General features: G+C 65.2%; 23 protein-coding genes. 20 read left to right on the top strand and 3 right to left on the bottom strand.

Annotated features, from left to right (window positions below):
* Nucleotides 1-79: 79 nt before the first annotated feature.
* The gene (locus HZF03_RS02325; RefSeq protein WP_119017556.1) at nt 80-1,774 is read left to right on the top strand and encodes an AMP-binding protein; all 1,695 of its coding nucleotides are present in this window, start codon (nt 80-82) and stop codon (nt 1,772-1,774) included.
* A gap of 219 nt (nt 1,775-1,993) precedes the next feature.
* On the opposite strand, the gene HZF03_RS02320 is transcribed toward HZF03_RS02325, so the two are convergent.
* Nucleotides 1,994-2,995: an adenosine kinase gene (locus HZF03_RS02320; RefSeq protein WP_119017557.1), complete on the bottom strand. Its 1,002-nt coding sequence runs from the start codon at nt 2,993-2,995 to the stop codon at nt 1,994-1,996.
* A gap of 340 nt (nt 2,996-3,335) precedes the next feature.
* Here HZF03_RS02320 and murJ point away from each other — a divergent pair, with 340 nt between their 5' ends.
* The 15 genes from murJ (at nt 3,336) to HZF03_RS02245 (ending at nt 17,423) form a co-directional block, all read left to right on the top strand.
* On the top strand, nt 3,336-4,892 hold the full coding sequence (gene murJ / locus HZF03_RS02315) for a murein biosynthesis integral membrane protein MurJ (protein ID WP_119017695.1): 1,557 nt from the start codon (nt 3,336-3,338) through the stop codon (nt 4,890-4,892).
* A gap of 55 nt (nt 4,893-4,947) precedes the next feature.
* Nucleotides 4,948-6,000: a tryptophan--tRNA ligase gene (gene trpS, locus HZF03_RS02310; RefSeq protein ID WP_119017558.1), complete on the top strand. Its 1,053-nt coding sequence runs from the start codon at nt 4,948-4,950 to the stop codon at nt 5,998-6,000.
* A 245-nt stretch (nt 6,001-6,245) separates the two neighbouring features.
* Nucleotides 6,246-6,740, top strand: a complete 495-nt coding sequence (locus HZF03_RS02305; protein ID WP_012494166.1) for a universal stress protein — start codon at nt 6,246-6,248, stop codon at nt 6,738-6,740.
* A gap of 145 nt (nt 6,741-6,885) precedes the next feature.
* Nucleotides 6,886-7,452 (top strand): NifU family protein, encoded by a 567-nt coding sequence (locus tag HZF03_RS02300; RefSeq protein WP_119017559.1) that lies wholly within the window; start codon nt 6,886-6,888, stop codon nt 7,450-7,452.
* A gap of 135 nt (nt 7,453-7,587) precedes the next feature.
* On the top strand, nt 7,588-8,283 hold the full coding sequence (gene tsaB, locus HZF03_RS02295) for a tRNA (adenosine(37)-N6)-threonylcarbamoyltransferase complex dimerization subunit type 1 TsaB (protein WP_011156020.1): 696 nt from the start codon (nt 7,588-7,590) through the stop codon (nt 8,281-8,283).
* Between the two features lie 22 nt (nt 8,284-8,305).
* The gene (gene rimI / locus HZF03_RS02290) at nt 8,306-8,791 is read left to right on the top strand and encodes a ribosomal protein S18-alanine N-acetyltransferase (RefSeq protein ID WP_011156019.1); all 486 of its coding nucleotides are present in this window, start codon (nt 8,306-8,308) and stop codon (nt 8,789-8,791) included.
* A gap of 62 nt (nt 8,792-8,853) precedes the next feature.
* Nucleotides 8,854-9,285: a Fur family transcriptional regulator gene (locus HZF03_RS02285; RefSeq protein WP_011156018.1), complete on the top strand. Its 432-nt coding sequence runs from the start codon at nt 8,854-8,856 to the stop codon at nt 9,283-9,285.
* A gap of 87 nt (nt 9,286-9,372) precedes the next feature.
* Nucleotides 9,373-10,032, top strand: coding sequence for an HAD family hydrolase (locus tag HZF03_RS02280; protein ID WP_119017560.1), 660 nt, complete (start codon nt 9,373-9,375; stop codon nt 10,030-10,032).
* Between the two features lie 119 nt (nt 10,033-10,151).
* A complete protein-coding gene (gene miaB, locus HZF03_RS02275; protein WP_119017561.1) occupies nt 10,152-11,543 on the top strand; it encodes a tRNA (N6-isopentenyl adenosine(37)-C2)-methylthiotransferase MiaB in 1,392 nt (463 codons plus the stop codon).
* Between the two features lie 6 nt (nt 11,544-11,549).
* The gene (locus tag HZF03_RS02270; RefSeq protein ID WP_119017562.1) at nt 11,550-12,605 is read left to right on the top strand and encodes a PhoH family protein; all 1,056 of its coding nucleotides are present in this window, start codon (nt 11,550-11,552) and stop codon (nt 12,603-12,605) included.
* 68 nt (nt 12,606-12,673) lie between these two features.
* The gene (ybeY, locus tag HZF03_RS02265) at nt 12,674-13,177 is read left to right on the top strand and encodes an rRNA maturation RNase YbeY (protein WP_165858094.1); all 504 of its coding nucleotides are present in this window, start codon (nt 12,674-12,676) and stop codon (nt 13,175-13,177) included.
* Nucleotide 13,178: 1 nt separating this feature from the next.
* Nucleotides 13,179-14,324: a hemolysin family protein gene (locus HZF03_RS02260; RefSeq protein ID WP_011156013.1), complete on the top strand. Its 1,146-nt coding sequence runs from the start codon at nt 13,179-13,181 to the stop codon at nt 14,322-14,324.
* Nucleotides 14,321-15,931, top strand: a complete 1,611-nt coding sequence (gene lnt, locus HZF03_RS02255; RefSeq protein ID WP_119017564.1) for an apolipoprotein N-acyltransferase — start codon at nt 14,321-14,323, stop codon at nt 15,929-15,931. Before HZF03_RS02260 ends, lnt begins: the two co-directional genes overlap by 4 nt.
* Nucleotides 15,932-16,131: 200 nt before the next feature.
* Entirely contained in the window at nt 16,132-16,551 is a 420-nt protein-coding gene (locus HZF03_RS02250; RefSeq protein WP_011156011.1) for a helix-turn-helix domain-containing protein, read from the top strand.
* Between the two features lie 128 nt (nt 16,552-16,679).
* Entirely contained in the window at nt 16,680-17,423 is a 744-nt protein-coding gene (locus HZF03_RS02245) for a tRNA (guanine(46)-N(7))-methyltransferase TrmB (protein WP_234832175.1), read from the top strand.
* 12 nt (nt 17,424-17,435) lie between these two features.
* On the opposite strand, the gene HZF03_RS02240 is transcribed toward HZF03_RS02245, so the two are convergent.
* Nucleotides 17,436-18,284, bottom strand: coding sequence for a phytanoyl-CoA dioxygenase family protein (locus HZF03_RS02240; protein ID WP_119017696.1), 849 nt, complete (start codon nt 18,282-18,284; stop codon nt 17,436-17,438).
* A gap of 123 nt (nt 18,285-18,407) precedes the next feature.
* Nucleotides 18,408-19,493 (bottom strand): DUF2336 domain-containing protein, encoded by a 1,086-nt coding sequence (locus HZF03_RS02235; RefSeq protein WP_119017566.1) that lies wholly within the window; start codon nt 19,491-19,493, stop codon nt 18,408-18,410.
* Between the two features lie 333 nt (nt 19,494-19,826).
* On the opposite strand from HZF03_RS02235, the gene rimP reads away from it, so the two are divergent.
* The 4 genes from rimP (at nt 19,827) to infB (ending at nt 25,707) form a co-directional block, all read left to right on the top strand.
* Nucleotides 19,827-20,606, top strand: coding sequence for a ribosome maturation factor RimP (rimP, locus tag HZF03_RS02230; protein ID WP_119017567.1), 780 nt, complete (start codon nt 19,827-19,829; stop codon nt 20,604-20,606).
* A 2-nt stretch (nt 20,607-20,608) separates the two neighbouring features.
* Nucleotides 20,609-22,222, top strand: a complete 1,614-nt coding sequence (gene nusA / locus HZF03_RS02225; protein ID WP_012494154.1) for a transcription termination factor NusA — start codon at nt 20,609-20,611, stop codon at nt 22,220-22,222.
* 61 nt (nt 22,223-22,283) lie between these two features.
* Nucleotides 22,284-23,063, top strand: coding sequence for an RNA-binding protein (locus HZF03_RS02220; RefSeq protein ID WP_119017568.1), 780 nt, complete (start codon nt 22,284-22,286; stop codon nt 23,061-23,063).
* Nucleotides 23,056-25,707 carry a translation initiation factor IF-2 gene (infB, locus tag HZF03_RS02215; RefSeq protein ID WP_011156004.1) on the top strand — a complete coding sequence of 884 codons (2,652 nt, stop codon included), beginning with the start codon at nt 23,056-23,058 and terminating at the stop codon, nt 25,705-25,707. The genes HZF03_RS02220 and infB overlap by 8 nt, the downstream gene beginning before the upstream one ends.
* The last annotated feature ends 108 nt before the right edge of the window (nt 25,708-25,815 follow it).

The following is a 25,815-nucleotide window of genomic DNA, read 5'->3' as shown; positions in this document are numbered from 1 at the left end:
TCGTGAAAGAGGCGACAAGCCCACACGATGACGACCCGGCACTCCAAGAAGCCCGGGCGATAAGGCGAGGACCAAGGACGTGACCAGCTCGACCCCCAGCTATGTCTGCGGCGTCTCCGACGCCCCGCTGCTCGGAATTACCATTGGCCAGGCGCTCGACCGCGCGGTGGCGCTGTGGCCGGATCGCGAAGCGCTGGTTTCACCCAGCCATGACACCCGGTGGACCTGGAGCGACTTCGCCGCGCGGGTGGATGCGCTGGCAGCCGGTTTTCTCGCGCTCGGCCTGGAGCGCGGCGCCCGCATCGGCATCTGGTCGATGAACCGACCGGAATGGACCCTCACACAATTCGCCGCCGCCAAAGCGGGACTGATCCTGGTCACCATTAATCCGGCCTACCGCCTGAGCGAACTGGAATTCGCGCTCGCCAAAGTCGGCTGCGCCGCGCTGGTGACGGCCACCGCGTTCAAGACCTCGCACTACATGGAGATGCTGAACACGCTGATCCCGGAACTGGCGATCTCGTCGCCGGGCGCGCTGCAATCGGCCAAGCTGCCGAAGCTGCGCACCGTGATCCAGATCGGCGGACCGAAAGCGCCGGGGACGATTGCGTTCGACGAGGTCGCGGCCATGGGCGGCGCGCGGCACCGCGATCAGATCGCCGCCTTCGCAAGCGAGCTGCAGTTCGACGATGCCGTCAACATCCAGTTCACCAGCGGCACCACCGGCTCGCCCAAGGGCGTGACGCTGACGCATCACAACATCCTCAACAACGGTTACTTCGTCGGCCGCGCGATGAAGCTGACAGAGGCGGACCGGATCTGCATTCCGGTGCCGCTGTATCACTGCTTCGGCATGGTGATGGGCAGCCTCGCCTCCGTCACCTCCGGCGCCGCGATGGTGTATCCCGGCGAAGGCTTCGACCCGCTGGTGACGCTGCAGACCGCGTCACGCGAGAAGTGCACAGCGCTGTATGGCGTGCCGACGATGTTCATCGCCGAACTCGATCATCCGGAATTCGCCAGCTTTGATCTGTCGTCACTGCGCACCGGGATCATGGCGGGCGCGCCGTGCCCGGTGGAAGTGATGCGAAGGGTCAACGATGCAATGAACATGCGCGAAGTGACCATCGCCTACGGCATGACCGAGACGAGCCCGGTCAGCTTCCAGAGCGCGGTCGACGATCCGGAAGAGCGGCGGGTCTCGACCGTCGGCCGCATCCATCCGCATGTCGAAGTGAAAGTCGTCGATCTCGACGGCAAGATCGTGCCGCGCGGCCAGCGCGGCGAGCTGTGCACCCGCGGCTACAGCGTGATGCTCGGCTATTGGGACGAGGCGGAAAAAACCGCCGACGTGCTGGACGCCGCCGGCTGGATGCACACCGGCGACCTCGCCACCATCGACGACAAGGGCTTCTGCAACATCGTCGGCCGCATCAAGGACATGGTGATCCGCGGCGGCGAGAACCTGTATCCGCGCGAGATCGAGGAATTCCTGTATCGCCATCCCAAGATCCAAGACGTCCAGATCTTCGGTGTCGCCGACGACCGCTACGGCGAAGAACTCTGCGCCTGGGTCCGCCCGCGCCCGGGAGAAACGCTGACCGCCGACGACGTCCGCGCGTTCTGCCAGGGCCAGATCGCCCATAACAAGATCCCGCGCTACATCGAATTCGTCGACGAATTCCCGATGACGGTGACCGGCAAGATCCAGAAATTCATCATGCGCGAGAAGGTCGAGTCCAAGCTCGGGCTCAAAGCGATGAAGACGGCGTGAGGCGTTGGCTTCAGGCGAGCCGTGCACCGACATTAGTAGTCGTCATTCCGGGGCGCGCGGAGCGCGAGCCCGGAATCCATACTCCCTGGAATCGCGGATAGGCACGGCCAGAGCCACCGCCGTGCGTAAGTAGCAACGGCAGGGGTTATGGATTCCGGGCTCGCGAACTGCGTTCGCGCCCCGGAATGACGAACGCTGATGTATCCGCTTGAGAGCGAACTACACCGCCAGCCCGTGCTGCTGCGCCAGTTCCTTCAACGACACCTGCGGGCGGGCGCCGATGTGCTGGATCACTTCGGCTGCCGCCAGCGCGCCGAGGCGGCCGGCGTTTTCGTAGCCGAGGTTGCGGACCAGACCGAACAGGAAGCCGGCCGCGAACAGGTCGCCGGCGCCGGTGGTGTCGACGAGCTGATCAATCGCGGCGGCAGGCACCAGGGTGACGCCATCCTTATCGACCACCGCGCAGCCCTTCTCGCTCCGGGTGACAACGCCGAGCGAGACGTCCTGAGCCAGCAGATTCAGCGCCGCGTCGAAATCCGAGGTCTGGTACAGCGAGTGCAGCTCGGCCTCGTTGGCGAAGATCAGGTCGACGGTCTTGGACCGCATCAGCTCGAGGAATTCGCCGCGATAACGATCGACGCAGAACGCATCCGACAGCGTCAGTGCCACCTTGCGACCGGCGCCATGGGCGATCTTCGAGGCCTTCAGGAACGCTTCCTTGGCCTGCGGCGGATCCCACAGATAGCCTTCGAGATAGATGATGGCCGAGGCGGCGATCTTGGCCTCGTCGATATCGGCCGGCGACAGATCCTGCGCAGCGCCGAGATAGGTGTTCATCGTGCGCTGGCCGTCCGGCGTCACCAGGATGTAGGAGCAGCCGGTCGCCGGGCCGCCCGTTGCCGGCTTGGTATCGAAGGTGACGCCCGCAGCGCGGATATCGTGGGTATAGAGCTTGCCGATCTGATCGTCCTTGACCTTGCCGAGATAGGCCGTGCGGGCACCGAACGAGGCGAGGCCGACAATGGTGTTGGCCGCTGAGCCGCCGGACATTTCGGTGGCCTGGCCCATGTCGGCATAGATCGCCGCGGCGCGGGCTTCGTCGATCAGCGCCATGCCGCCCTTGGCCATGCCGTGCTTGACCAGAAAGTCCTCTTCGGTGCGGACCAGCACGTCGAAGATCGCGTTGCCGATGGCGAGGACATCGTATTGGGCTGAGCTCATCGAATTCGATCCATAGCGGGGAGAAACAAGGAAAATCCCGCAATCGTGCGGGTCGGGCCGGTGCATCGCCGGCCGCGCGAAAGGCGCGCCGGCCTATCATGTTCGGGTCGGCAGCCGCAAGCGAGGGCGGTTCCCAAGGTCGTCATGCGCGGGCTCGACCCGCGCATCCATCGTCTTCGCAAGATGCTGTTTTGAGATAGGATGGATGGCCGGGTCGAGCCCGGCCATGACGGCGGGAGTAAGGAAGCCTACCGGCCAACAGGGCCACCCCCTTTACCAATCGGCCACTAAACCGAGCTGCGCCGGGCCGTTGCGCCGGCAATCCGGCTATAAGGCCGGAATGCTTCGCCCGCTGCTCACCGTCTCCGCAGGGACTCTGTCGTCACGCTTATTGGGATTCGTTCGCGACGCGCTAGTCGCGGCGTTGCTCGGCGCCGGCGTGGTGGCGGATGCGTTCCTGCTGGCGTTTCAGCTCGTCAATGTAACGCGGCGGCTATTGACCGAAGGCGCGCTCAACGCCGCGCTGGTGCCGGCTTGGCTGAAAGTCCGGGAGTATAACGGCACGGCCGCGGCGGCTGCGTTCGCCGGGCGGCTGCTCGGCACCATCGCGCTTGCAACTCTGCTGCTGGCGATCCTGCTCGGTGTGTTCATGCCGCTGCTGATCGCGGTGCTGGCCCCGGGCTTCGTCGGCCAGCCCGCCCTGCTGATGGCGACCCGCGACGCCCGTCTGATGCTACCCTATCTGGCGTTCGCCGGCCCGGTCGCGGTGATGATGGGGTTGTTCAACGCGCAGGGCAAAGTCGGCCTCACTGCGTTCTCGCCGCTATTGTTCAACGCATCGCTGATCATCGTCACCGCCGCGCTGCTGCTCGGTCACGATGACCCCACCACCGCGGCGCTGATCCTGTCCGGCACGGTCGGCGTCGCCGGCCTGTTGCAGCTATCGATCCTGGCGTTCAACGGCCACGGCGAACGGCTGGCGACACCGCTGCGCGCCGGCTTCGACGCTGCGATGCGGACGTTCTTCGCCAAGGCGATCCCCGGGATGATTGCCAATTCCGGGCCGCAGCTCCTGATCGTCGCCGGCGCCATCATCGCCTCGTCGCAGCCGGCGGCAGTGTCGTGGCTGTATTTCGCCAACCGGCTGATCGAGCTGCCGCTCGGCATCGTCGGCGTGGCGATGGGCGCGGTGCTGGTGCCGGAACTGGCACGCGCCGTCCGCGGCGGCGATCGGACCGCGCTGTCGGAAGCTGCCTCGCGCGGCTTGGAACTGGCGGTCGGGGTGGCGCTGCCTGCGACTTTCGGACTGATCGTACTCGCCGAACCAATCGTGCGGCTGTTGTTCGAGCACGGCGCGTTCAGCGCCGCGGACGCCGCCGCCACCGCTCAGGCGCTGGCGGTGCTGGCGGCAGGCTTGCCGGCCCAGGTGCTGGCCAAGAACTGGTCGGCCGCGTTCTTCGCCCGCGAGGACACCCGCACGCCTTTGATGGCGACCCTCATCTCGGTCGCGGTCGCACTTGTCGCCGCCGTGCTGCTCGGGCGGCTATTTGGCGCCGCCGGGGTGGCGGCTGCGATCAGCATCGGCGCCTGGAGCAACGCAGCCCTGCTGCTGGGGCGCGGCGTGCAGCGTTTCGGCGTCACGATCGATGCGCCGGCGCGGCGCCGTCTGATGCTGATCGCGCTCGCAGCCGGTGCGATGGGCGCCCTGCTGTGGCAGGCCTCCAGCTTTGTGCTGCCGATCGCTGCGGCGGGCTCCACTTTGGTCCAAGCCGCTGTGCTGGCGGTCCTGATCGGCGGCGGCCTGATCGTCTATGCGGCCGCATTGATCCTGCTCGGCGTGGTCCGGCCGAATGCGGCGCTCCATGCGCTGCGGCGGCCACGCGGCTTGCGCGACTAGCGGAGCTGTGCCACTTCACGGCGCCTTTTCCAGACCAAGCGCGGGAATCACGATCATGGCCATCACGCAGCGGGTATTCTCCGGCATCCAGCCGACCGGCAATCTGCATCTCGGCAATTACCTCGGCGCGATCGTGAACTTCGTGAAGATGCAGGAGACGCACAATTGCGTTTACTGCGTCGTCGATCTTCACGCGATCACCGTCCCGGTGACGGTCTGGGGCGGACCGGACGAACTTCGCAAGAACATCCGTGAAGTCACGGCGGCGTTCATCGCGTCCGGCATCGATCCGAAGAAGCAGATCATCTTCAACCAGAGCCAGGTGGCGGAACATTCGGAACTGGCCTGGGTGCTGAACTGCATCGCGCGGCTCGGCTGGCTGAATCGCATGACCCAGTTCAAGGAGAAGGCCGGTAAGGATCGCGAGAACGTATCAGTCGGCCTGTACGATTATCCGGTGCTGATGGCGGCCGACATTCTGGTGTATCGCGCCACCCATGTGCCGGTCGGCGAGGATCAGAAGCAGCATGTCGAACTCACCCGCGACATCGCCCAGAAGTTCAACAACGACTTCTCGGCCTCGATCGCGGCGCAGGGCTTTGGCGACGCTTACTTCCCGCTGCCCGAGCCGGTGATCACCGGCCCGGCAACCCGGGTGATGAGCCTGCGCGACGGCACCAAGAAGATGTCGAAGTCGGACCCCTCCGATTACTCGCGCATCAACCTGACCGACGATGCCGACGCGATCGCGCAGAAGATCAAGAAGGCCAAGACCGATCCGGAGCCGCTGCCGAGCGAAGAAAAGGGCCTGGAGACTCGGCCCGAAGCCGACAATTTGGTCGGCATCTACGCTGCGCTCTCCGGCAAGCCGAAGGCCGACGTGCTCACCGAGTTCGGCGGCGCGCAGTTCTCCGCGTTCAAGTCGAACCTGGTCGACCTCGCCGTCACCAAGCTGTCGCCGATCGCCGACGAAATGAAGCGGCTCTCGGCCGACCATGCGTATGTCGACTCGGTGCTCGCCGACGGCAGCGACCGGGCCCGTGCGATCGCGGCCGAAACCATGCGGGCCGTGAAGGACATCATGGGCATGGTGCGCAAGACGAGCTGAGACGCTCCCCTTCTGGAACGCCCGTCGTAGCCGGACTCGCCCCGGCCATCCGTCATCTTCGTAGGACTGTTGCTAAGGTGGATGGACGCGCGGGCCTTCGCCGCGCCGAAGGGGCTTCTGCCCCGCATGCGGGTCAAGTCCGCGCACGACGTCTGTGTCCGAGACGCCCGCTTGTCCTTCCCGCTGCAGCCATGGCAGCATCGCATCGTTGCGCGGGCGCGCGCTGGGGAACTCCGGGGGCACCAATGAGCAGCCAGCGACGGAGCTATGAATCCGGCCACAAGCCGAAATGCCTGGTGATCGTCGACGACACCGCCGAGTGGGATCGCGCGGTGTATTACGGCAGCCGCTGGGCGGTGCGGGTCGGCGGCGGCGTGGTGATGCTGCGGGTGATCGAGATCCTCGACAAGAACCAGCAATGGCTCGGCGTCGCCGACGTGATGCGTGCCGAAGCAATCGAAACCGCCGAGCTTGCGCTCGATCGCGCCTCGGGCCGCGCCAACGGCGTCGCCGGGATCACGCCGGAGCGGGTGATCCGCGAGGGCGACACCATCGCGCAGGTGCGCAAGGTGATCGAGCAGGACGTCGACATCGTGATGCTGGTGCTGGCGGCGGATGATGGCCCGGAAGGACCGGGCCCGATCGTCACCGCGATGGTGCGCCATCTCGGCACGTTCCCTGTGCCGGTGATGATGGTCGCCTCCAGCCTCACCGACGACGACATCGACGCTCTCGCCTGACCGCGCTTCACTCGGAAATGTGAGCTTTGTCAGCGACTTTCGGCTCCCTCCGGGAGAGCCCGCGGGTTGACCGTGCGTTTCCGAGCGCTATTTGCTAGGAGAAACTCACGCACCGGCCTTGAACCGGCGACGATGGAGATATTCGATGTTCATTCAGACCGAACCGACCCCCAATCCAGCCACGTTGAAGTTCATTCCCGGCCGGAGCGTGCTCGACAGCGGGACGCTGGAATTCACGGACGCGTCCCAGGCCGCACGCTCGCCGCTCGCGGCGCGGCTGTTCGACATCGATGGTGTCAGCGGCGTGTTCTACGGCACCGACTTCGTGACCGTCACGAAGGACAAGGGCGAGTGGCAGCACCTCAAGCCCGCGATCCTCGGCGCCATCATGGAGCACTACATGTCGGGCACGCCGATCCTGGCCGGCGGCAAGTCGGACGGTGAAGACGGCGACGACGACGAGTTCTATGCCGACGCCGACGCCGAGACGGTCGAGATCATCAAGGATCTGATCGAAACGCGGGTGCGTCCGGCGGTCGCCAACGACGGCGGCGATATCACCTTCCGCGGCTTCAAGGACGGCATCGTCTATCTCAACATGCGCGGCGCCTGCGCGGGCTGCCCGTCGTCGACCGCAACCTTGCAGCACGGCATCCAGAACCTGCTGAAGCACTTCGTGCCCGAAGTGGTGGAAGTTCGCCCGGTCACCTGACCCGGCGACTGCCGCAACGCTAGGCAAGCACGACAAACAGGCATGACGCTCCGCGCCATGCCGCCCATCCGAATAGTTGTCGATCGCCCCGGCCGGGACATGACGCAACCGTCGCATTGCTGATATGTTAGCCGGATGCTGATCCTCGCCATCGATACGGCGCTCGACGCCTGCGCAGCAGCGGTGCTGGACACCGAGGCAAATCGGCTGCTCGCGGGCGAATCTCAAGCGATGCAGCGCGGTCACGCCGAAGCCTTGATGCCGCTGCTCGGCCGGGTAATGGACGCGTCGGGAATCGGCTTTCTCGATATCGACCGCATCGCGGTAACCACGGGGCCTGGTAGCTTCACCGGCCTCCGGGTCGGCCTGTCGGCAGCGCGCGGCATCGCTCTCGCGGCCGCAAAACCGGTCGTCGGGCTGACGACGCTGTCGGCTTTCGCGGCGCCTCTGGTGAGCGAAACCGACGAGACCCCGATCCTGTCGGTGATCGATGCCCGTCACGACCACGTCTACTACCAGCTCGTCGCCGGCAACGGCACGATGATCGTGCGCCCGCGGGTGGCGCCGATCGCCGAAGCGCTGGAATCAGCACGTTACGGCGCTCCGCGGCTGGTCGGCAACGCCGCGCAGCTGATTGCCGATCGCTGGCCGGCCCTGACTCCGCCGCCGCTCGCGGTTGATCAGCGCCCCGCCCCGGATATCGGCTGGCTCGCCTGGCTTGGTGCAGCAGCAACACCGGAAGCCGCGCCTGCCAAGCCGTTCTACCTGCGGCCACCGGACGCCAAGCCGAAGATCGATCCCATCGCTCAATCGGCGCAGCCCGCCGCATGACGCGCTGCCGTATGTGCCATCAATGATGACTTGGCTGGCCGAATTCTGGGGCTACGCCGACACCGTGGTCGAAACGGCGACGCTGCGCGACGCGCCGAAGCTCGCCGAGCTGCATGCCGCTTCGTTTCATCGCGGCTGGGACGAGCAGGAATTCGCCGACCTTTTGAGCGAGCGCAATACGCTGGTGCACAGACTGCGGGTCGGCCGGCGAATCATCGGATTTGTTGCATCGCGGATCGGCGCGGACGAAGCCGAAATCCTATCAATTGCGGTCGCCGCCTCGTATCGGGGCCGCGGTCTGTCGCGTGAAATGCTGCTCACTCACCTCGGTCATCTTGCAGGGCGTGGCGTTGCCACGGTGTTTCTCGAGGTGGAAGAAAACAATCAGCCGGCACGGCGACTCTACAATCGTACCGGTTTTCAGGTGGTTGGCCGACGCGAGCGCTATTACCGACAGCCCAATGGGGAACAATTGAACGCATTGATAATGCGTCGCGACTTGTCCTGATCGCCCTGCAGTGGCAGAACAATGACCAAGATAACCATTCACCCGCAACCACGTTGACGCCGATGTCCGAACCCAAGGCAACTGAAATCGAAGCCCGCTGTGCCGCCACCGGCATGCGCATGACGGAGCAGCGCCGCGTGATCGCACGAGTTCTGGCGGAGTCGGAAGACCATCCCGACGTCGAAGAACTGTACACCCGCTGCGTTGCGATCGACGACAAGATCTCGATCTCGACGGTGTACCGCACCGTCAAGCTGTTCGAAGATGCCGGCATCATCGAACGTCACGACTTCCGTGAAGGCCGCGCCCGCTACGAGCAGATGCGCGACAGCCATCATGACCACCTGATCAACCTGCGCGACGGCACGGTGATCGAGTTCACCAACGAAGAGATCGAGAAGCTGCAGGCCGAGATCGCCCGCCGCCTCGGTTACAAGCTGGTCGATCATCGGCTCGAGCTGTATTGCGTGCCGCTCGAAGACGATAAGTCCTGAGCTGCAGCGCGAACTGACGCATCTGCCGATCCGCCGCGAGCTCACCGGCTCGCGGCGTATTAGTTTAAACTGCAGCCGGCCGCAGATGTGACTCCCGAACTTGTTATTTTCGATTGTGACGGTGTCCTGGTCGACAGTGAGCTGATCTCCTGTCGGGTTCACGCCGAGACGCTGACCCGCTACGGCTATCCAATCACGCCGGACCAGGTCGCGGCGCGCTTCCTTGGCCGTTCGGGCCGCGAAGCCCGGCGCGAGATCGAAGCTGAGATTGGCCGGCGCTTCGCCGACGACATCGAAGCAAACCTGCTCGACGCGCTGCTGCGCGCTTTCGCCGAAACGCTGCAGCCGATCCCATTCGTCACCGACGCTCTCGACACGCTTGGACGACCGTTCTGCGTCGCCTCGAGCGGCACGCTCGATCGCATCGGGGTGGCACTGACCCATGCCGGCCTGCATGCCCGGTTCGCCCCGCATCTGTTTTCGGCCCAGCAGGTCGCGCACGGCAAACCGGCGCCCGACCTGTTCCTGTTCGCGGCGGCCCAGATGGGCGCCGCCCCGGAGCGCTGCGTGGTGATCGAAGACAGCGTGCCCGGGGTGCTGGGTGCGAAAGCCGCCGGCATGACCGTGCTCGGTTTTCACGGCGGCAGTCATTGCACCGATGCTACTGCCGCCGCACTGGCCGCTGCCGGGGCCGGCCGCTGTTTTGACGACATGAGACAATTAACTGAAATCATTGAAGAAATTTAGGCGTCCAGCGGAGCGCACGCGGCAAAACGCCGGTCGCGGCTGGATTTCGCCGGGTTTCGCCTATAAGTGACGGTAACGCGCTGGAACACGCGCGTTTTTTGTTTGGGCTCCCGCACACGATGTCTCCGCCGCGCAAGCTGCACATCAAGTCATACGGCTGTCAGATGAATGTCTACGATGCTCAGCGCATGGTGGATGCGCTGGCGCCGGAAGGCTTTGTCGAGACCGCGAACGTGGATGACGCCGACCTGGTGATCCTGAACACCTGCCACATCCGCGAAAAAGCGTCCGAGAAGGTCTATTCCGAGCTCGGCCGGCTGCGCGTCGCGCGCGACGAAGCCGCAAACCATGGCCGGCGGATGCAGATCGCGGTCGCCGGATGCGTAGCGCAGGCGGAGGGCGAGGAAATCATCCGCCGCGCGCCAGTGGTCGACGTCGTGGTCGGGCCGCAGAGCTATCACAACCTGCCGCAATTGCTGGCAAAGGCCGAGCAGCACGGCCGAGCGCTGGAGACCGAGTTCCCGATCGAGGACAAGTTCGGCGTGTTGCCGCAGCCGGCACCGGACGCGATCCGTGCCCGCGGCATTTCGGCGTTCGTGACTGTCCAGGAAGGCTGCGACAAATTCTGCACCTTCTGCGTCGTGCCCTATACCCGCGGCGCCGAGATGTCGCGCCCGGTGGCGGCGATCGTCGAGGACGTCAAACGGCTCGCCGAGAACGGGGTTCGCGAGGTCACGCTGATCGGCCAGAACGTCAATGCCTATCACGGCGACGGGCCGGACGGGCGCGCCTGGTCGCTCGGGCGCCTGGTGCGGCGCCTTGCCGAAATTCCCGGTATCGTCCGGCTGCGCTACTCGACCAGCCATCCGAACGACGTCGACGATGATCTCTTGGCCGCGCACCGCGATCTGCCGGCGCTGATGCCGTTCGTGCATCTGCCGGTGCAGTCCGGCTCGGACCGGATCTTGGCGGCGATGAACCGCAAGCACACCGCCGACGATTATCGCCGCGTGATCGACCGGTTCCGGTCTGCCTCCGAGGCGATCGCGTTCTCGTCCGACTTCATCGTCGGTTTCCCGGGTGAAACCGATCGCGATTTTTCCGCAACTCTCGCGCTTGTCGCACAAATCGGCTACGCTGGAGCGTATTCGTTCAAATACTCCCCGCGGCCCGGCACGCCCGCGGCGGACATGGCGGAGATGGTGCCTGCAGCGGTCATGGACGAGCGGTTGGAGCAGCTCCAGCAATTGATCGACCAGCAGCAATCGGCCTTCAACAAGGCTGCGATCGGCCGGACCGTGGAGGTCCTGTTCGAGCGCGCCGGCCGCAAACCCGGTCAGATCGTCGGCCGCACCGCTTATCTGCAGCCCGCCCATGTGATGGCGCCCGACAGCATCATCGGAAAGGTGCTCCCGGTCCGCGTCGATAGCCTCGAACGCTACAGTCTGCTTGGCGAACTCGCATCCGCAACCTCCCGGCCGGCCGATGCGATGGCCGCCACAGGAGCCTGAGCCCCCTTGGTCAAAAGCGCACCGGATTCGTCTTCATTCGTTTCCCGCCGCAAACCCGATCGCGACAGCTTGAACCCGCCTGAAACCCAGGTCGTCATCGATTTCGACGACAACCGTGCCGCCTCCGCTCTGGTCGGCCCCTACGGCCAGAACCTCGCTCAGATCGAGCGCAGGCTCAGCGTGGTGGTGGACTCGCGCGGCAACCACATCACCATCGGCGGCTCTCGTGAGGGCTGCGATGCGGCACGGCGCGTGTTGGAAACGCTGTATGCCCAGGCGATCTCCGGCCACGATCTGGTGCAGGGCGACGTCGAAGGCGCGATCCGCGCCGTGATCGCCCAGGGCTCGCTGTTCGAATTCGACACCAAGCAGCCCTCCGCCACCGCGTTCGAGGCGATCAACTTGCGTAAGCGCCCGGTGCGGGCTCGCACAGCCGCGCAGGACTCCTACATCCGCGCGCTGAAGCGCCACGAGTTGGTGTTCGGCGTCGGCCCGGCCGGCACCGGCAAGACCTGGCTGGCGGTGGCGCACGCCGCGCAGCTGTTCGAGCGCAAGGAAGTCGACCGCATCATCCTGTCGCGGCCCGCGGTCGAAGCCGGCGAGCGGCTCGGCTTTTTGCCCGGTGACCTGCGCGAGAAGGTCGATCCTTACTTACGGCCGATCTACGACGCGCTGTACGATCTGATGGATGCCCGGATCGTCGAGCGCGCGCTGCAGTCCGGCGAGATCGAAATCGCCCCCCTGGCGTTCATGCGCGGCCGCACCCTGACCAACGCGGCGATCATCCTCGACGAAGCGCAGAACACCACGTCGATGCAGATGAAAATGTTTCTCACTCGTCTCGGCGAGAACAGCCGGATGATCATCACCGGCGACCCGAGCCAGGTCGACCTGCCGAACGGCCAGACGTCGGGCCTGGCCGAAGCGGCCCGGCTGCTATCCGGCGTCGAGGGCATCGCGCAGGTGCAATTCAGGGCCGAGGACGTGATCCGGCACGAATTGGTGGCGCGGATCGTCGCCGCCTACGAAGGAGCGCCGTCCCCGGCGAATGGTAAGTCGTGATGTCGCAACCACGCCCTGGGCGCCGCCCCGATTGCAACGGGGCGGACCCGGATAGTAATTTTGCTTCGATGACCCACAGTGCTCGTCCTTTCACCGAAGTCGTGATCGAAGCCGATTGCTGGCAGGCCGAAGCATCGGCCGAAGCAACCGTGCTGCGCGCGATCGAAACCGCCGCCGATGCAGTCGACGCCGACACCGGAGGCGCTGAGCTGGCGGTGATGCTCACCGACGACGATCACATCCGTCAGCTCAACGCCTCGTTCCGCGGCAAGGACAAGCCGACCAACGTGCTGTCGTTTCCTGCCGCGCAGCCCGAGGTGCAGCCGGACGGCGCGCCACGGATGCTCGGTGACATCGCGATCGCGTATCAGACCGTCCGCCGCGAGGCCGACGACGAAGGCAAACCGTTCGATCACCACCTCAGTCACCTCGCCGTGCACGGCTTCCTTCATCTGGTCGGTTACGACCACGAATCCGATGAGGAAGCCGAGGAGATGGAAGACGCCGAACGCGCAATCCTGGCGCGGCTCGGGATTCCGGATCCGTATGCGGGCCAGGATCGGGTGAGCTGACATGCCCGACGGCGACAGAGCCGAGAACGGTTCGCAGGCCTCGCTGCAGGACTCCACACGCGGCCAGTTACCCGCGGTGGTGCATCAGGGCGAAGTGCTGCATCCGCATGGCGGCAGTTGGCTGATCCGTGCGATCCGTTCGCTGTTCGGTTGGAAACCCGGCTCGGTGCGCGACGACCTGCAGGTCGTGCTCGACACCAGCCCGCCCGACGACACAGGCTTCTCGACGCTCGAGCGCACGATGCTGCGCAACATCCTCGGGCTGCACGATCGCCGGATCGCCGACGTGATGGTGCATCGCGCCGACATCGTCGCGATCAAGCAGGACATCCAGCTCGGCGAACTGCTCAGCCTGTTTCAGGACGCAGCGCATTCGCGGCTCGTGGTTTACAACGAAACGCTCGATGATCCGGTCGGCATCGTTCACATCCGCGACCTCGTGGCGTTCATGACCGCAAAGGCCAAGGTGCCGCCGGCGACGGTCGCCAAGCGCAAGAAGGCGCTGCCCGCGGGCCTCGATCTGCGCGCGATCGATCTGAAGATGCCGCTGACCGAAACCGGCATCATCCGCAAGCTGCTGTATGTGCCGCCGTCGATGCGGGCGATCGACCTGCTGGCGCAGATGCAGGCGGCGCGCATCCATCTGGCGCTGGTGGTCGACGAATACGGCGGTACTGACGGCCTGGTCTCGATCGAAGATATCGTCGAACAGATCGTCGGCGAGATCGATGATGAACACGACTCGACCGAGCCGCCGTCGATCGTGCGCCAGGCCGACGGCTCATTCATCGCCGATGCGCGAGCCAGTCTGGAAGACGTCCGCGCCATGATCGGCGATCAGTTCGTCACCGGCGAAGCGGGCGAAGACGTCGAAACCCTCGGCGGTTACCTCGTCAACCACGTCGGCCGGCTGCCGGTTCGCGGCGAAGTGATCGCCGGCCCCGGCACCTTCGAATTCGAAGTGCTCGACGCCGACCCGCGACGGGTGAAGCGGTTGCGGATCGGGCCGCGCAAGGAACGTCCCGCCCCACGCACACGCGACAGCCGGCGGCGCGAGACCGCGACCGATTCCACCGCGCCGCAGACTACTGACAGCGGCGGATCCACCTCCTCTCCACCTGCCGGCGACGGGACCGGTTCGCCGTGACGCGTCGGGGTGTGCTGAGCCGGATCGCCTCGGGCATCATCCTGGCGTGGGGCTGGAAACGCGCCGTGATCGCGCTGCTGGCCGGCGCAGTCTCCTCGCTGGCCATGGAGCCGTTCAACGCCTGGCCGGTTCTGTTCATCACCTTCCCGATCGCGGTGTGGCTGATCGACGGCTCTGCAGCCGGCAAGCGGCGCGGCGTGCCGGCTGCGGCGATGGCCGGCTGGTGGTTCGGCTTCGGTTATTTCGTCCCCGGCCTGTACTGGATCGGCTACGCGTTTCTGGTCGATGCCGACACCTTCGCCTGGCTGCTGCCGGCCGCGATCTGTGGCTTGCCGGCCTATCTGGCGTTGTTTACCGCACTCGGCTTCGCCCTGGCTCGGCTGTTGTGGCGCCCGGATAGTCTGCGCATCCTGTCGCTCGCCGTCAGCCTGACGATCAGCGAGTGGCTGCGCGGCCATCTGCTCACCGGCTTTCCCTGGAATGCGTTCGGCTATGCCCTGACCGAGCCACTGGCGCTGGCGCAGAGCATCTCAGTGATCGGCATCTGGGGACTGACCCTGCTGACGGTGGCGATCTTCGCTTCGCCCGCAGTGCTGATCGATGGCGGCACCAACGCCAGGCGGCGCTGGGCAGTGCCGGCGATGGCGCTGGGCGTGCTGGCCGCGATGGCAGTGTTTGGCGGCATTCGACTCAAATTGTCGCCGACCCAGCTCGTCGACAACGTCCGGCTGCGGATCATGCAGCCCAACCTGCCGCAGGACGCCCGCTTCAATTATTCGGCCAAAGCCGACGTGATGCAGAAATATCTGTCACTGTCGGACCGCTCGACAGGGCCGAAATCGACCGGCGTTCGCGACGTCTCGCTGCTGATCTGGCCGGAATCGGCGTTTCCGTTCTTCCTGTCGCGAGAAGCGGATGCGATGGCGCAGATCGCAGAGCTGTTGCCGAAAGGCACCGTGCTGCTGACCGGGGCGGTCCGCCCGCCTGAATTACCGCCGGGGCGCCGGATTACCCGCGCGTACAATTCGATCTATGCGATCGACCATGATGGCAGCATTTTGTCGGTCTACGACAAACTCCATCTGGTCCCATTCGGCGAATTTCTGCCGTACCAGAATCTGATGGAGAAGATCGGCTTCGTCCAACTCACCAAGGTGCAGGGCGGATTTTTATCCGGTGTGGCGCGTCATAACCTCGAACTGCCCAACGCCCCGCCGCTGCTGCCGCTGATCTGTTACGAGGCGATCTTTCCGGACGAAATTGCGATCGGCAACAACCGTCCCGGCTGGATGCTGAATCTCACAAACGACGGCTGGTTCGGCATTTCCAGCGGCCCCTATCAACACCTGCAGCAGGCACGGATGCGCGCCATCGAGCAGGGCCTGCCGCTCGTTCGCGCAGCGAACACCGGCGTTTCTGCAGTGATCGATCCGGTCGGACGGATCGTCGCAGAGCTCGGCCTCGGCGTCGAAGGGGTGCTGGATTCGGGGCTGCCCGCGCCCGTCGCGCCGACGATCTATGCGCGGGTCGGCGAACTTCCTGCAGCCGTGCTGGTTGCGTTAGTGATGATGCTTGTACTATTACGAAAGCGCCCGCCGGGCTCGTGATAATACGCAGATCGGTGACGCAACCAGAGATTAAGTTCGAGAAAATTCGCACTCTCGCAGCCCGCGAATTTTCCTCGGCGTAAATTAACGCCGAATCCCCGTTGGATTCCAAAGACATTTGACGACTCCAATATTTGAGGCGTATTCCAACCCGCATACGCTAACTGTTGGCGTATGCACGTGCCTGAGGAGTGAGTGAGATGTCGACTAAAGCGCCCAATCCTGTTGACAAATACGTCGGCAGCCGTGTGCGCATGCGACGCATCATGCTGGGCATGAGTCAGGAGAAACTCGGCGAAGCGCTGGGTCTGACTTTTCAGCAAGTGCAGAAATACGAGAAGGGGACCAACCGCGTCGGCGCCAGCCGCATTCAGCAGATCGCTGAAGTCCTGCAGGTCCCGGTGTCCTTCTTGTTTGAAGGCGGCCCGAGCGGCGGCCTCGCTAACGGCAACGGCTTCAGTGAGGCGCCGTCGCCTTCATACGTGTCCGACTTCCTCGCGACTTCCGAAGGTCTGGCGCTCACCCGCGCCTTTACCAAGATCACTGATGCCAAGCTTCGTCGCAGCATCGTCGATCTCGTCGAACGGATTGCCGCGCGCGAAGCGGACGAGACGAACTGATCGATCGACCTCCCGTCGCGCCGGCCTCCGCCATGATATAAGCGGGGCCGGTTTTTCGTTCACGGTCGAACAAGATGGCGGTCCTGTATGCAGGGCGGCCGGTGCAGAAGTGCGAGCGCAGTCGTTTGATGTTCAATATTGATCAACCAGACACGGCGCCAGACAACGAAGATCACGATGGCGACGTCGTGATGCACGGCCAGGGATCGTTCTTCGGCCGACGTAAGGGCCACAAGCTGCGTGCTCATCAGGCCGACCTGATCGAGAACCTGCTGCCGCACCTGTCGCTGCAGATCGACTCGCCGGCGCCCGAACCGCTCACCACATTGTTCGATCCCCCGGTCGAGCACATGCGCCTCGAAATCGGTTTCGGCGGTGGTGAACACCTGATCGCCGAAGCGCTTGCTCATCCAGACACGGGCTTCATCGGCGCCGAGCCTTACGTCAACGGAATGGCTAAGATTCTGGCGCGGATCGAGGCCGAGAATATCCGCAACATCCGGCTGTTTGCCGGAGACGCTTCGGAACTGCTGGCCTGGGTGCCGGCCGGCTCACTGGCACGGATCGACCTGATCCATCCCGATCCGTGGCCGAAGCGGCGACACTGGAAGCGTCGCTTCGTGCAGGACGCCACCGTCGCGGCGATGGCGCGCGCGCTGACACCGCACGGCGAATTCCGCTTCGTCTGCGACATCGACGGCTACACTGCCTGGACGCTGGCGCATCTGCTGCGCGCGCCCTGCTTCGACTGGCTCGCTCAGCGTGCCGATGATTGGCGTAAGCCGTGGCCCAACTACACGATGACGCGCTACGGCCGCAAAGCCGAACGCGAGGGCCGACGCGCCAACTACCTGCGTTTCGAGCGACTCTAAGCTAAGCGGCGATTAGTTCGTCACCTGCCCCGCGAGCCTCGCGTTTCGCACGTCGGTGGCCTCCCACACCATTCGCTTGCCACGCTCGCGGCCGAGCAATTCGATCGGATCGCGATTGTCGATGTGACCGAACTGACCTTTGTAGACACTGTAGCCGCACAGTTCCTGCAGCCGCCGCGGAAAGCGCTGCGCGATCTCCCGCGGAATTCCGAGCTGAAAGTTTTCCTGCTGCCGCATCCAACCCCAGCAATAGGCGCAGGAGAACGCGAAGCGGCGGGCCTCCGAGGTGTTGGGGCCACCGCCGTGCCACAACGCGCTGTCGAACAGCATCACGCTGCCAGCAGGCATTGTCGCGGTGACCGCGTCGTAGTCCTGGCCGTACACCGGCGAGGTCTCGTACTTATGACTTCCAGGGATGATCCGGGTCGCGCCGTTAGTCGCGGTGAAATCCGACAGCGCCCAAATTGCGTTCAGCGTGATCGGAATGTGCGGCCGCGGCAGCGGAATGAGTTGCGTATCTTCGTGAATCGGCTGCGCCTCCTGGCCGGGCCCGAGCACCAGCGAGCAGAACGACGATAACAGGCACTCCTTATCGAGTACCGCCTCGACGACCGGCAGCACGCAGCTATGCAGCGGCACTTCCCAGAACACCTCGTCGTAAGTGAGCAAGTTGTTGACCCGGAGCGTCTTGAAGCCTTCGAACGACGTCTTGGCGCAACCGAGCTGATGGTCGCGCTCAATCCGTTCGACCGCGCCGATCAGCGCCGCGACCAACGCCGGGTCCGCGGCCCGTTCGATCACGGTGTAGCCGTCGTCGCGGATGCGCTGGGCATGCGTAGTAATGTCAGCTTCGCTGAGCATGATCATCCTCCCTGGCCGGCGCTGTGAGCACGCCGTTGAGACAAGCATAGAGCGATTTTGACCTAAGTGGACACGGCTTTGTGCGGAAGGATGACGCGCAAGTCTGTCAGCCGCGCGGGCGGCTCAGGCGTCGGCCTGTCGCATCTTCCAGAAGCCGAGCACGCGCTGCGCCGTGGACAGCGCCAGGCGCTCGAAATTGTGCTGCGCTTCTTCGACGTCGGGGCAGGCCACCGAGCGGTCCGGCCCGAGCCGCAGCCCGATCAGGGCCCGCACCGTTGCCCAGCCGAAGCCGAGCGCTTTGCCGAGGATCAGCACCGGGTCGTGCCGCTCACCGGACATCATCTGGTCGAGGGTGGAGATTCGCGTACCGGTCATCGCCGACAGCGCCGCCACGGTCTCCTCGTATTGATGCGCCCGCGCGAAGCCGATCACCGTCGCTTCGTTGAGTTCACCCCTGTTGTGCAGCTCCACCACCGAGCGCTGTGCGGCATCGAAATCGCGCTGCACCGACGGCTGCCGCGACTCGCCGGCGAGCTCGCGCATCGCCCGGTTGATCGCGATCCGCGCACTCGGCCGCGCACTTTCGAACAAGCGCCGGCGCACCAGATCGGTCGAGCACGCCAAGAGATCCTTCAGCCGCGGCGGCGACAGATCGTCCCGCGTGCCAACCGCGATCGCCAGCACACCGTCCTGCGCGGCACGGCGGATCAGGCCGTTGAAACCGGTGGCGGAGAATTCAGCGCCCGCATTGCCGGCGACCTTGCGCACCACATCGCGGTCACCCCGACGCACGATCACGTCGGTGATCGGCGGCGAAATGCTCAGCCGCTCGGAGATCGCCAGAAGATGCGTCTGACCACGCAGCCTGGCGAGTTCGACGAGCGTTGGATCATCGAGCATCGTCGAGCGCCGCAACAGCGGCCCGGCGATGCCGATGTCTTCGTCATGCACGAGCTGCCGGACCAGTTCGGGCGGCGCATTGGTGATTTCCGAAAACCGCTGTGCCAGTTCGCTGCGAACTTCGACGTCGATCTCCGGCACCAGCGTCAGCAGGATGCCATCAAACAGCGCGACATGATCGGGCTGGAAGCTCTCGGCGCCCCGAATATACAGGTCGGAAATCCGGCGCACGGCGTCGGCGCGCCGGACGGGATCGCCCTGCCTGACAATGTCATCGAGTTCAGGAAGCAGAGATGTAGCGGCAGGCATCCATCGTTCTCGCGGGCAGGCCGCATTGGTACGGCTGGAACCTAGACGCGCTGCATGAACGAAGGGTTGAGCCGCGGCGTCGCATTTTCTTCGGCCACGGCCTCGGCCGGTCGCCCACCCCGGACGGCTCTTGTCGCTGGAGGAAAAAAGCGCTATATCGGCGCTACTTCGAAATTCTCATACGATCCGTATCGAGAGTGGGCCCTCCGGGACCCGCTCTTTTTTATTACCTGGATCGTCGGACGTGGACCGCCGCCCCCTCGGGAGCGCGGCCTTCATTCACCACCTTGATACCGTTTATCGGCGAGACGTTGTAACGCTTTGACCCACGACATGACCGAGCCGACCCCTGCTGTTCCGGAAACCGATGACTTGGCCGAACCGCGCCTGGTGATCGAGCCCGGCGTCGCGGCGCGGTTCTGCGCGGTCGCCGAGCCGGTGCTGATGGCAATGGGTTACCGCCTGGTCCGGATCAAGGTCTCCGGCGACGCCGGCTGCACCGTTCAGATCATGGCCGAGCGGCCCGACGGCACCATGCTGATCGACGATTGCGAGGCCGTGTCGCGGGCATTGTCGCCGGTGCTCGACGTCGCCGATCCGATCGATCGCGCCTATCGGCTGGAGATCTCCTCGCCGGGGATCGACCGTCCGCTGGTGCGCCGCTCCGATTTCGCCCGTTACGCCGGGCACCTGGTCAAGATCGAGATGGCGGTTCCGCACCAGGGCCGGAAACGGTACCGCGGCCTGCTCGACGGCGTCGAAGGCGATGCCGTGCGGGTCCAGCGCGAGGGCGCCACGAAGGACGAAGATCCGCTGGTGCTGCTGCCGATGCACGACATCGGCGATGCCCGGCTGGTGCTGACCGACGAGCTGATCGCCGAATCAATGCGGCGCGGCAAGCAGGCCGAGCGCGACCTGAAGCAGAGCCTTGGGCTCGCACCGGAACCGCCGCCGCATGCCAAGCGCAGCGATCCGAAGAAGAGCCATGCGCCCAAGCGCGGCCCGAAGGCCGCCAAGGCGCCGACCAAGCCGAAACCGCAGAACACCAAGCAACACCGTCTCGCCGCCGACAAAGCGCGGCGCGGCGAGATCGACACCTCTGAGGGAGACTGACCATGGCCGTCAGCGCCAATAGGCTGGAACTGCTGCAGATCGCCGATGCGGTGGCTCGCGAAAAAACCATCGACCGCAGCATCGTGATTGCGGCGATGGAAGATGCGATCGCCAAGGCGGCGCGCGCCCGCTACGGCTCGGAGACCGACGTCCATGCCGAGATCGACCCGAAGAAGGGCGAGCTGCGGCTGTCGCGCCATATGCTGGTGGTCGAGCAGGTCGAAAACCCCGCCAACCAGATTTCGCTGAAGGACGCGCAGCGCGCCAATCCGGGCGCGCAGATCGGCGACACCATCGCCGACACCCTGCCGCCGCTGGAATACGGCCGTATCGCCGCGCAGTCGGCCAAGCAGGTGATCGTGCAGAAGGTCCGTGAGGCCGAGCGCGACCGCCAGTACATGGAATTCAAGGACCGGATCGGCGACATCGTCAACGGCGTCGTCAAGCGCGTCGAATACGGCAGCGTGATCGTCGACCTCGGCCGCGGCGAAGCGATCATCCGCCGCGACGAGATGCTGCCGCGCGAGTCGTTCCGCAACGGCGACCGCGTCCGCGCCTATGTGTTCGACGTCCGCCGCGAGACCCGCGGCCCGCAGATCTTCCTGTCGCGCACCCATCCGCAGTTCATGGCCAAGCTGTTCGCGCAGGAAGTGCCGGAAATCTACGACGGCATCGTCGAGATCAAGGCGGTCGCCCGCGATCCGGGCTCGCGCGCCAAGATCGGCGTCGTCTCGCGGGACTCCTCGGTCGATCCGGTCGGCGCCTGCGTCGGTATGCGCGGTTCGCGCGTGCAGGCGGTGGTGAACGAGCTGCAGGGCGAGAAGATCGACATCATTCCGTGGTCGCCGGACATCGCCACCTTCGTGGTCAACGCGCTGGCGCCGGCCGAAGTCTCGAAGGTCGTGATCGACGAAGATCGCGAACGCATCGAGGTTGTGGTTCCGGATACCAATAACCAACTATCCCTGGCGATTGGTCGCCGCGGTCAGAACGTGCGGCTCGCTTCGCAGCTCACCGGCTGGGACATCGACATCCTGACCGAGAGCGAAGAATCCGAGCGCCGCCAGGCCGACTTCGAGAAGACCACCCGGGCCTTCATGGACGCGCTGAACGTCGACGAGGTCGTCGGCCAGCTGCTCGCTTCCGAAGGTTTCACCTCGGTCGAAGAACTGGCGCTGGTCGACCCGCGCGAACTCGCCTCGATCGAAGGTTTCGACGAGGAAACCGCCGCCGAACTGCAGACCCGCGCCAGCGAATATCTCGACCGGATTGAATCCGAGCTCGAGGCCCGGCGCCTGGAGCTCGGCGTCGAAGATGCTCTGAAGGACGTTCCCGGCGTCACCTCGAAGATGCTGGTCAAGTTCGGCGAGAACGACGTCAAGACGGTCGAAGATCTGGCCGGCTGCGCCACCGACGATCTGGTGGGTTGGACCGAGCGCAAGGACGGCGCCGAGCCGGTGAAGTATCCTGGCATTCTCGACGGCATGGAGATGTCGCGCGAGGACGCCGAACACCTGATCATGCAGGCCCGCGTCAAGGCCGGCTGGATCGACGAGTCGGAGCTAGCCTCCGAAGAAGAACCCGCGGACGAAGCGTCCGACGAGTCGGCGGACTGAACCGCCGATGCGTCGCGCCCCGAACCCGCGCAGCACGTGAGATGAAAGGCCTGCTGCCCCCATGCTTGCTGCCGAAACCGGCGCAGATCTCGACGACGGACCGCGGGCCAAGACGCCCGCGACCGAACGGATGTGCGCGGTCACGCGGCAGGTGCGGCCGACCGGAGAACTGATCCGGTTCGTGGTTGGTCCGGCCGGTGAGGCGGTGGCCGATCTGAAGCGCAAGCTTCCGGGCCGCGGCCTGTGGGTCACGGCGTCCCGGGAGATGGTGAGGCAGGCGGTTCGCCGCCGCGTCTTCGCCAAAGGTTTCAAACGCGACGTCAAGGCGCCGGCGGATCTCGCCGAGGCGATCGAGCGGCTGCTGGTGCGCTCGGCGCAGGATGCGCTGGCGATCGCCGCCAAGGCCGGCCAGGTGGTCTGCGGTTTCGGCAAGGTCGAAACCGCGCTGAAGAGCCGCGAAGCGGTCGCGGTGATCCACGCCACCGACGGCGCCGCCGATGGAATCCGCAAGCTGGACGGGCTTTGTCGGCAAATCGACGAAGATGCGACCGCGGGTCGCAAATTTCCTCGGATCGCCGCACTCAGCTCTGCAGAATTGGATTTGGCATTAGGGCGGTCAAATGTGATACATGCTGCCCTGCTTGCGGGCCCGGCCGGACAAACATTCCTGTCGCGCTGCCAGATCCTGGTCCGATACCGGCTGGCGGACGACGGCAATGCCGATGCGGCCACGGCAGGAACGCCGATCGACACGCCGAAAGACGCTGCTGACCAAGACGCCGCTGACGAAGTCCGTGCGAACGCGCACAACGTTGAGAGATTGGGACTACTGAATGGTTGATACGAAAACTCCTGGCGACAAGACTCTGACGATGCCGACCAAGACCTTGACGCTGAAGCCCCGCGTCGAGCAGGGCGTCGTGCGCCAGAGCTTCAGCCACGGCCGTAGCAAGCAGGTGGTGGTCGAAAAACGCGGCAAGCGGCGCCTTGGTGGCGACGAGCCGGCCGCACCGGCGGCGCCTGAAGTGGCAAAGAAGCCGGCACCGGCACCCGCCGCACCGCCCCGGCAGCAGCAATCGCGCCCCGCGCCGCAGCAGTCGCGCAGCGGTATGGTGCTGCGCACCTTGACCGAGGACGAGCGCACCGCCCGCGCCACCGCGCTGGCCGATGCCCGCGTGCGCGAGATCGAAGAGCGCAAGCAGGCCGAGATCGAAGCGCAGCGCCGCGCCGAGCAGGAAAAGATCGAGAAGGCCGAGCGCGAAGCCGCCGAGGCGCGCCGCAAGGCCGAGGAAGAGCGTCACCGCCAGGAAGACGAAGCCAAGCGGAAGGCCGAGACTGAGGCCAAGAAGCGCTTCGGCGACGCCGAGCCGGCCAAGAAGCCGGCCGAGACCTCGACCACCACCACGACGGCTGCGCCGGCCCGTCCGGCGACCACGACGACGCGCACTCCGACTCCGGCCGGCCGTCCGCCGGCCGTTGCAGCCGAAGCTGGCGACGACGATGAAGCCCCGCGGATGATCCGCCGTCCGGGCGGCCCCGCCCGTCCGGCGCCGCCGCCGAAGCAGCCGGCCGCTAAGCCGGGCGCCTCGAAGCAGCGCGGCCGTCTCACCGTCGTCACCGCGCTCAATGCCGATGACGTGCGCGAACGTTCGATCGCCTCGTTCCGTCGCCGCACCCAGCGGCTGAAGGGCCACGCCTCGAACGAGCCGAAAGAAAAGTTGGTGCGTGAAGTCGTTATTCCCGAAGTGATCGCCATCCAGGAACTCGCCAACCGCATGTCCGAACGTGCGGTCGACGTGATCCGCCTGCTGATGAAGCAGGGCGCGATGCACAAGATCACCGACGTGATCGACGCCGACACTGCGCAGCTGATCGCCGAAGAGCTCGGCCACACCGTCAAGCGCGTTGCCGCGTCGGACGTGGAAGAAGGTCTGTTCGACGTCGTCGACGATTCCACCGATACCGAGCCGCGTTCGCCGGTCGTGACCGTGATGGGCCACGTCGACCACGGTAAGACCTCGCTGCTCGACGCGCTGCGCCACGCCAACGTGGTGTCGGGCGAAGCCGGCGGAATCACCCAGCACATCGGTGCCTATCAGGTGACCTCGCCGGAAAGCGGCAAGAAGATCACCTTCATCGACACCCCCGGCCACGCCGCGTTCACCGCGATGCGCGCCCGCGGCGCCAAGGTGACCGACATCGTGGTGCTGGTGGTTGCTGCCGACGACGGCGTGATGCCGCAGACCATCGAGGCGATCAATCACGCCAAGGCGGCCGGCGTTCCGATCATCGTGGCGATCAACAAGATCGACAAGCCGGACGCCAAGCCCGACCGTGTCCGCACCGACCTGCTGCAGCACAACGTGCAGGTGGAATCGATGGGCGGCGACGTCGTCGACGTCGAGGTTTCTGCCAAGAACAAGATCAATCTCGACAAGCTGCTCGAAATGATCGCGCTGCAGGCCGAAATCCTGGAGCTCAAGACCAACACCCAGCGCCCGGCCGAGGGCACCGTGATCGAAGCCAAGCTCGATCGCGGCCGTGGTCCGGTCGCCACCGTGCTGGTTCAGCGCGGCACCCTGCGGGTTGGCGACATCATCGTGGCCGGCGCCGAAATGGGCCGCGTCCGCGCGCTGATCTCCGACCAGGGCGAGACCGTGCAGGAAGCCGGCCCGTCGGTCCCGGTCGAAGTGCTCGGCTTCAACGGTCCGCCGGAAGCGGGCGACCGCCTCGCGGTGGTCGAGAACGAAGCCCGCGCCCGCCAGATCACCGATTACCGTGCGCATCAGAAGCGCGAGAAGTCCGCGGCCTCGGTTTCGGGCATGCGCGGCTCGCTCGAGCAGATGATGACGCAGCTGAAGACGTCCGGCCGGAAGGAATTCCCGCTGATCGTCAAGGCGGACGTGCAGGGCTCGCTGGAAGCGATCCTCGGCTCGCTGGAGAAGCTCGGCACCGACGAAGTCGCCGCGCGCATCCTGCACGCCGGCGTCGGCGGCATCAGCGAGAGCGACGTGACGCTGGCCGAAGGCTTCAACGCCGTGATCCTCGGCTTCTCGGTCCGTGCCAACAAGGAGGCCGCTGCGGCCGCCAAGCGCAACGGCATCGAGATCCGCTACTACAACATCATCTACGACCTGGTGGATGACATTAAGAAGGCGATGAGCGGCCTGCTCGCGCCGACCCTGCGCGAAACCATGCTGGGCAACGCGCAGATCCTGGAGATCTTCAACATCTCCAAGGTCGGCAAGGTCGCCGGCTGCCGCGTCACCGACGGTACCGTCGAGCGCGGCGCCAATGTCCGCCTGATCCGCGACAACGTCGTGGTGCACGAAGGAAAGCTGTCGACCTTGAAGCGCTTCAAGGACGAAGTGAAGGAAGTCGTCGCCGGCCAGGAATGCGGCATGGCGTTCGAGAACTACACCGACATGCGGGCAGGCGACATCATCGAGTGCTACCGCGTCGAGACCATCCAGCGCTCGCTGTAAGTCCGATTCTTACAGTCGAGACGCTCGATTGAACTGAGGCGTCATGGCCGGGCCAACGCGCGAAGCACGTCTTCGCGACTAAGTCCCGGCCGTCCACGTCTTGCTTTG

It is taken from the genome of Rhodopseudomonas palustris, assembly GCF_013415845.1.
Classification (GTDB): domain Bacteria; phylum Pseudomonadota; class Alphaproteobacteria; order Rhizobiales; family Xanthobacteraceae; genus Rhodopseudomonas; species Rhodopseudomonas palustris_F.
Note: the sequence above shows the minus strand (reverse complement) of the source record. Positions and strands in the feature narration are given on the sequence as shown.

Excerpts from the sequence above, each read along its gene's own strand:
- HZF03_RS02320 (WP_119017557.1), bottom strand. The coding sequence starts at position 2,995 with ATGAGCTCAGCCCAATACGATGTCCTCGCCATCGGCAACGCGATCTTC.
- murJ (WP_119017695.1), top strand. The coding sequence starts at position 3,336 with ATGCTTCGCCCGCTGCTCACCGTCTCCGCAGGGACTCTGTCGTCACGC.
- trpS (WP_119017558.1), top strand. The coding sequence starts at position 4,948 with ATGGCCATCACGCAGCGGGTATTCTCCGGCATCCAGCCGACCGGCAAT.
- HZF03_RS02305 (WP_012494166.1), top strand. The coding sequence starts at position 6,246 with ATGAGCAGCCAGCGACGGAGCTATGAATCCGGCCACAAGCCGAAATGC.
- HZF03_RS02300 (WP_119017559.1), top strand. The coding sequence starts at position 6,886 with ATGTTCATTCAGACCGAACCGACCCCCAATCCAGCCACGTTGAAGTTC.
- tsaB (WP_011156020.1), top strand. The coding sequence starts at position 7,588 with ATGCTGATCCTCGCCATCGATACGGCGCTCGACGCCTGCGCAGCAGCG.
- rimI (WP_011156019.1), top strand. The coding sequence starts at position 8,306 with ATGATGACTTGGCTGGCCGAATTCTGGGGCTACGCCGACACCGTGGTC.
- HZF03_RS02285 (WP_011156018.1), top strand. The coding sequence starts at position 8,854 with ATGTCCGAACCCAAGGCAACTGAAATCGAAGCCCGCTGTGCCGCCACC.
- miaB (WP_119017561.1), top strand. The coding sequence starts at position 10,152 with ATGTCTCCGCCGCGCAAGCTGCACATCAAGTCATACGGCTGTCAGATG.
- ybeY (WP_165858094.1), top strand. The coding sequence starts at position 12,674 with ATGACCCACAGTGCTCGTCCTTTCACCGAAGTCGTGATCGAAGCCGAT.
- HZF03_RS02260 (WP_011156013.1), top strand. The coding sequence starts at position 13,179 with ATGCCCGACGGCGACAGAGCCGAGAACGGTTCGCAGGCCTCGCTGCAG.
- HZF03_RS02250 (WP_011156011.1), top strand. The coding sequence starts at position 16,132 with ATGTCGACTAAAGCGCCCAATCCTGTTGACAAATACGTCGGCAGCCGT.
- HZF03_RS02245 (WP_234832175.1), top strand. The coding sequence starts at position 16,680 with ATGTTCAATATTGATCAACCAGACACGGCGCCAGACAACGAAGATCAC.
- HZF03_RS02240 (WP_119017696.1), bottom strand. The coding sequence starts at position 18,284 with ATGCTCAGCGAAGCTGACATTACTACGCATGCCCAGCGCATCCGCGAC.
- HZF03_RS02235 (WP_119017566.1), bottom strand. The coding sequence starts at position 19,493 with ATGCCTGCCGCTACATCTCTGCTTCCTGAACTCGATGACATTGTCAGG.
- rimP (WP_119017567.1), top strand. The coding sequence starts at position 19,827 with ATGACCGAGCCGACCCCTGCTGTTCCGGAAACCGATGACTTGGCCGAA.
- nusA (WP_012494154.1), top strand. The coding sequence starts at position 20,609 with ATGGCCGTCAGCGCCAATAGGCTGGAACTGCTGCAGATCGCCGATGCG.
- HZF03_RS02220 (WP_119017568.1), top strand. The coding sequence starts at position 22,284 with ATGCTTGCTGCCGAAACCGGCGCAGATCTCGACGACGGACCGCGGGCC.
- infB (WP_011156004.1), top strand. The coding sequence starts at position 23,056 with ATGGTTGATACGAAAACTCCTGGCGACAAGACTCTGACGATGCCGACC.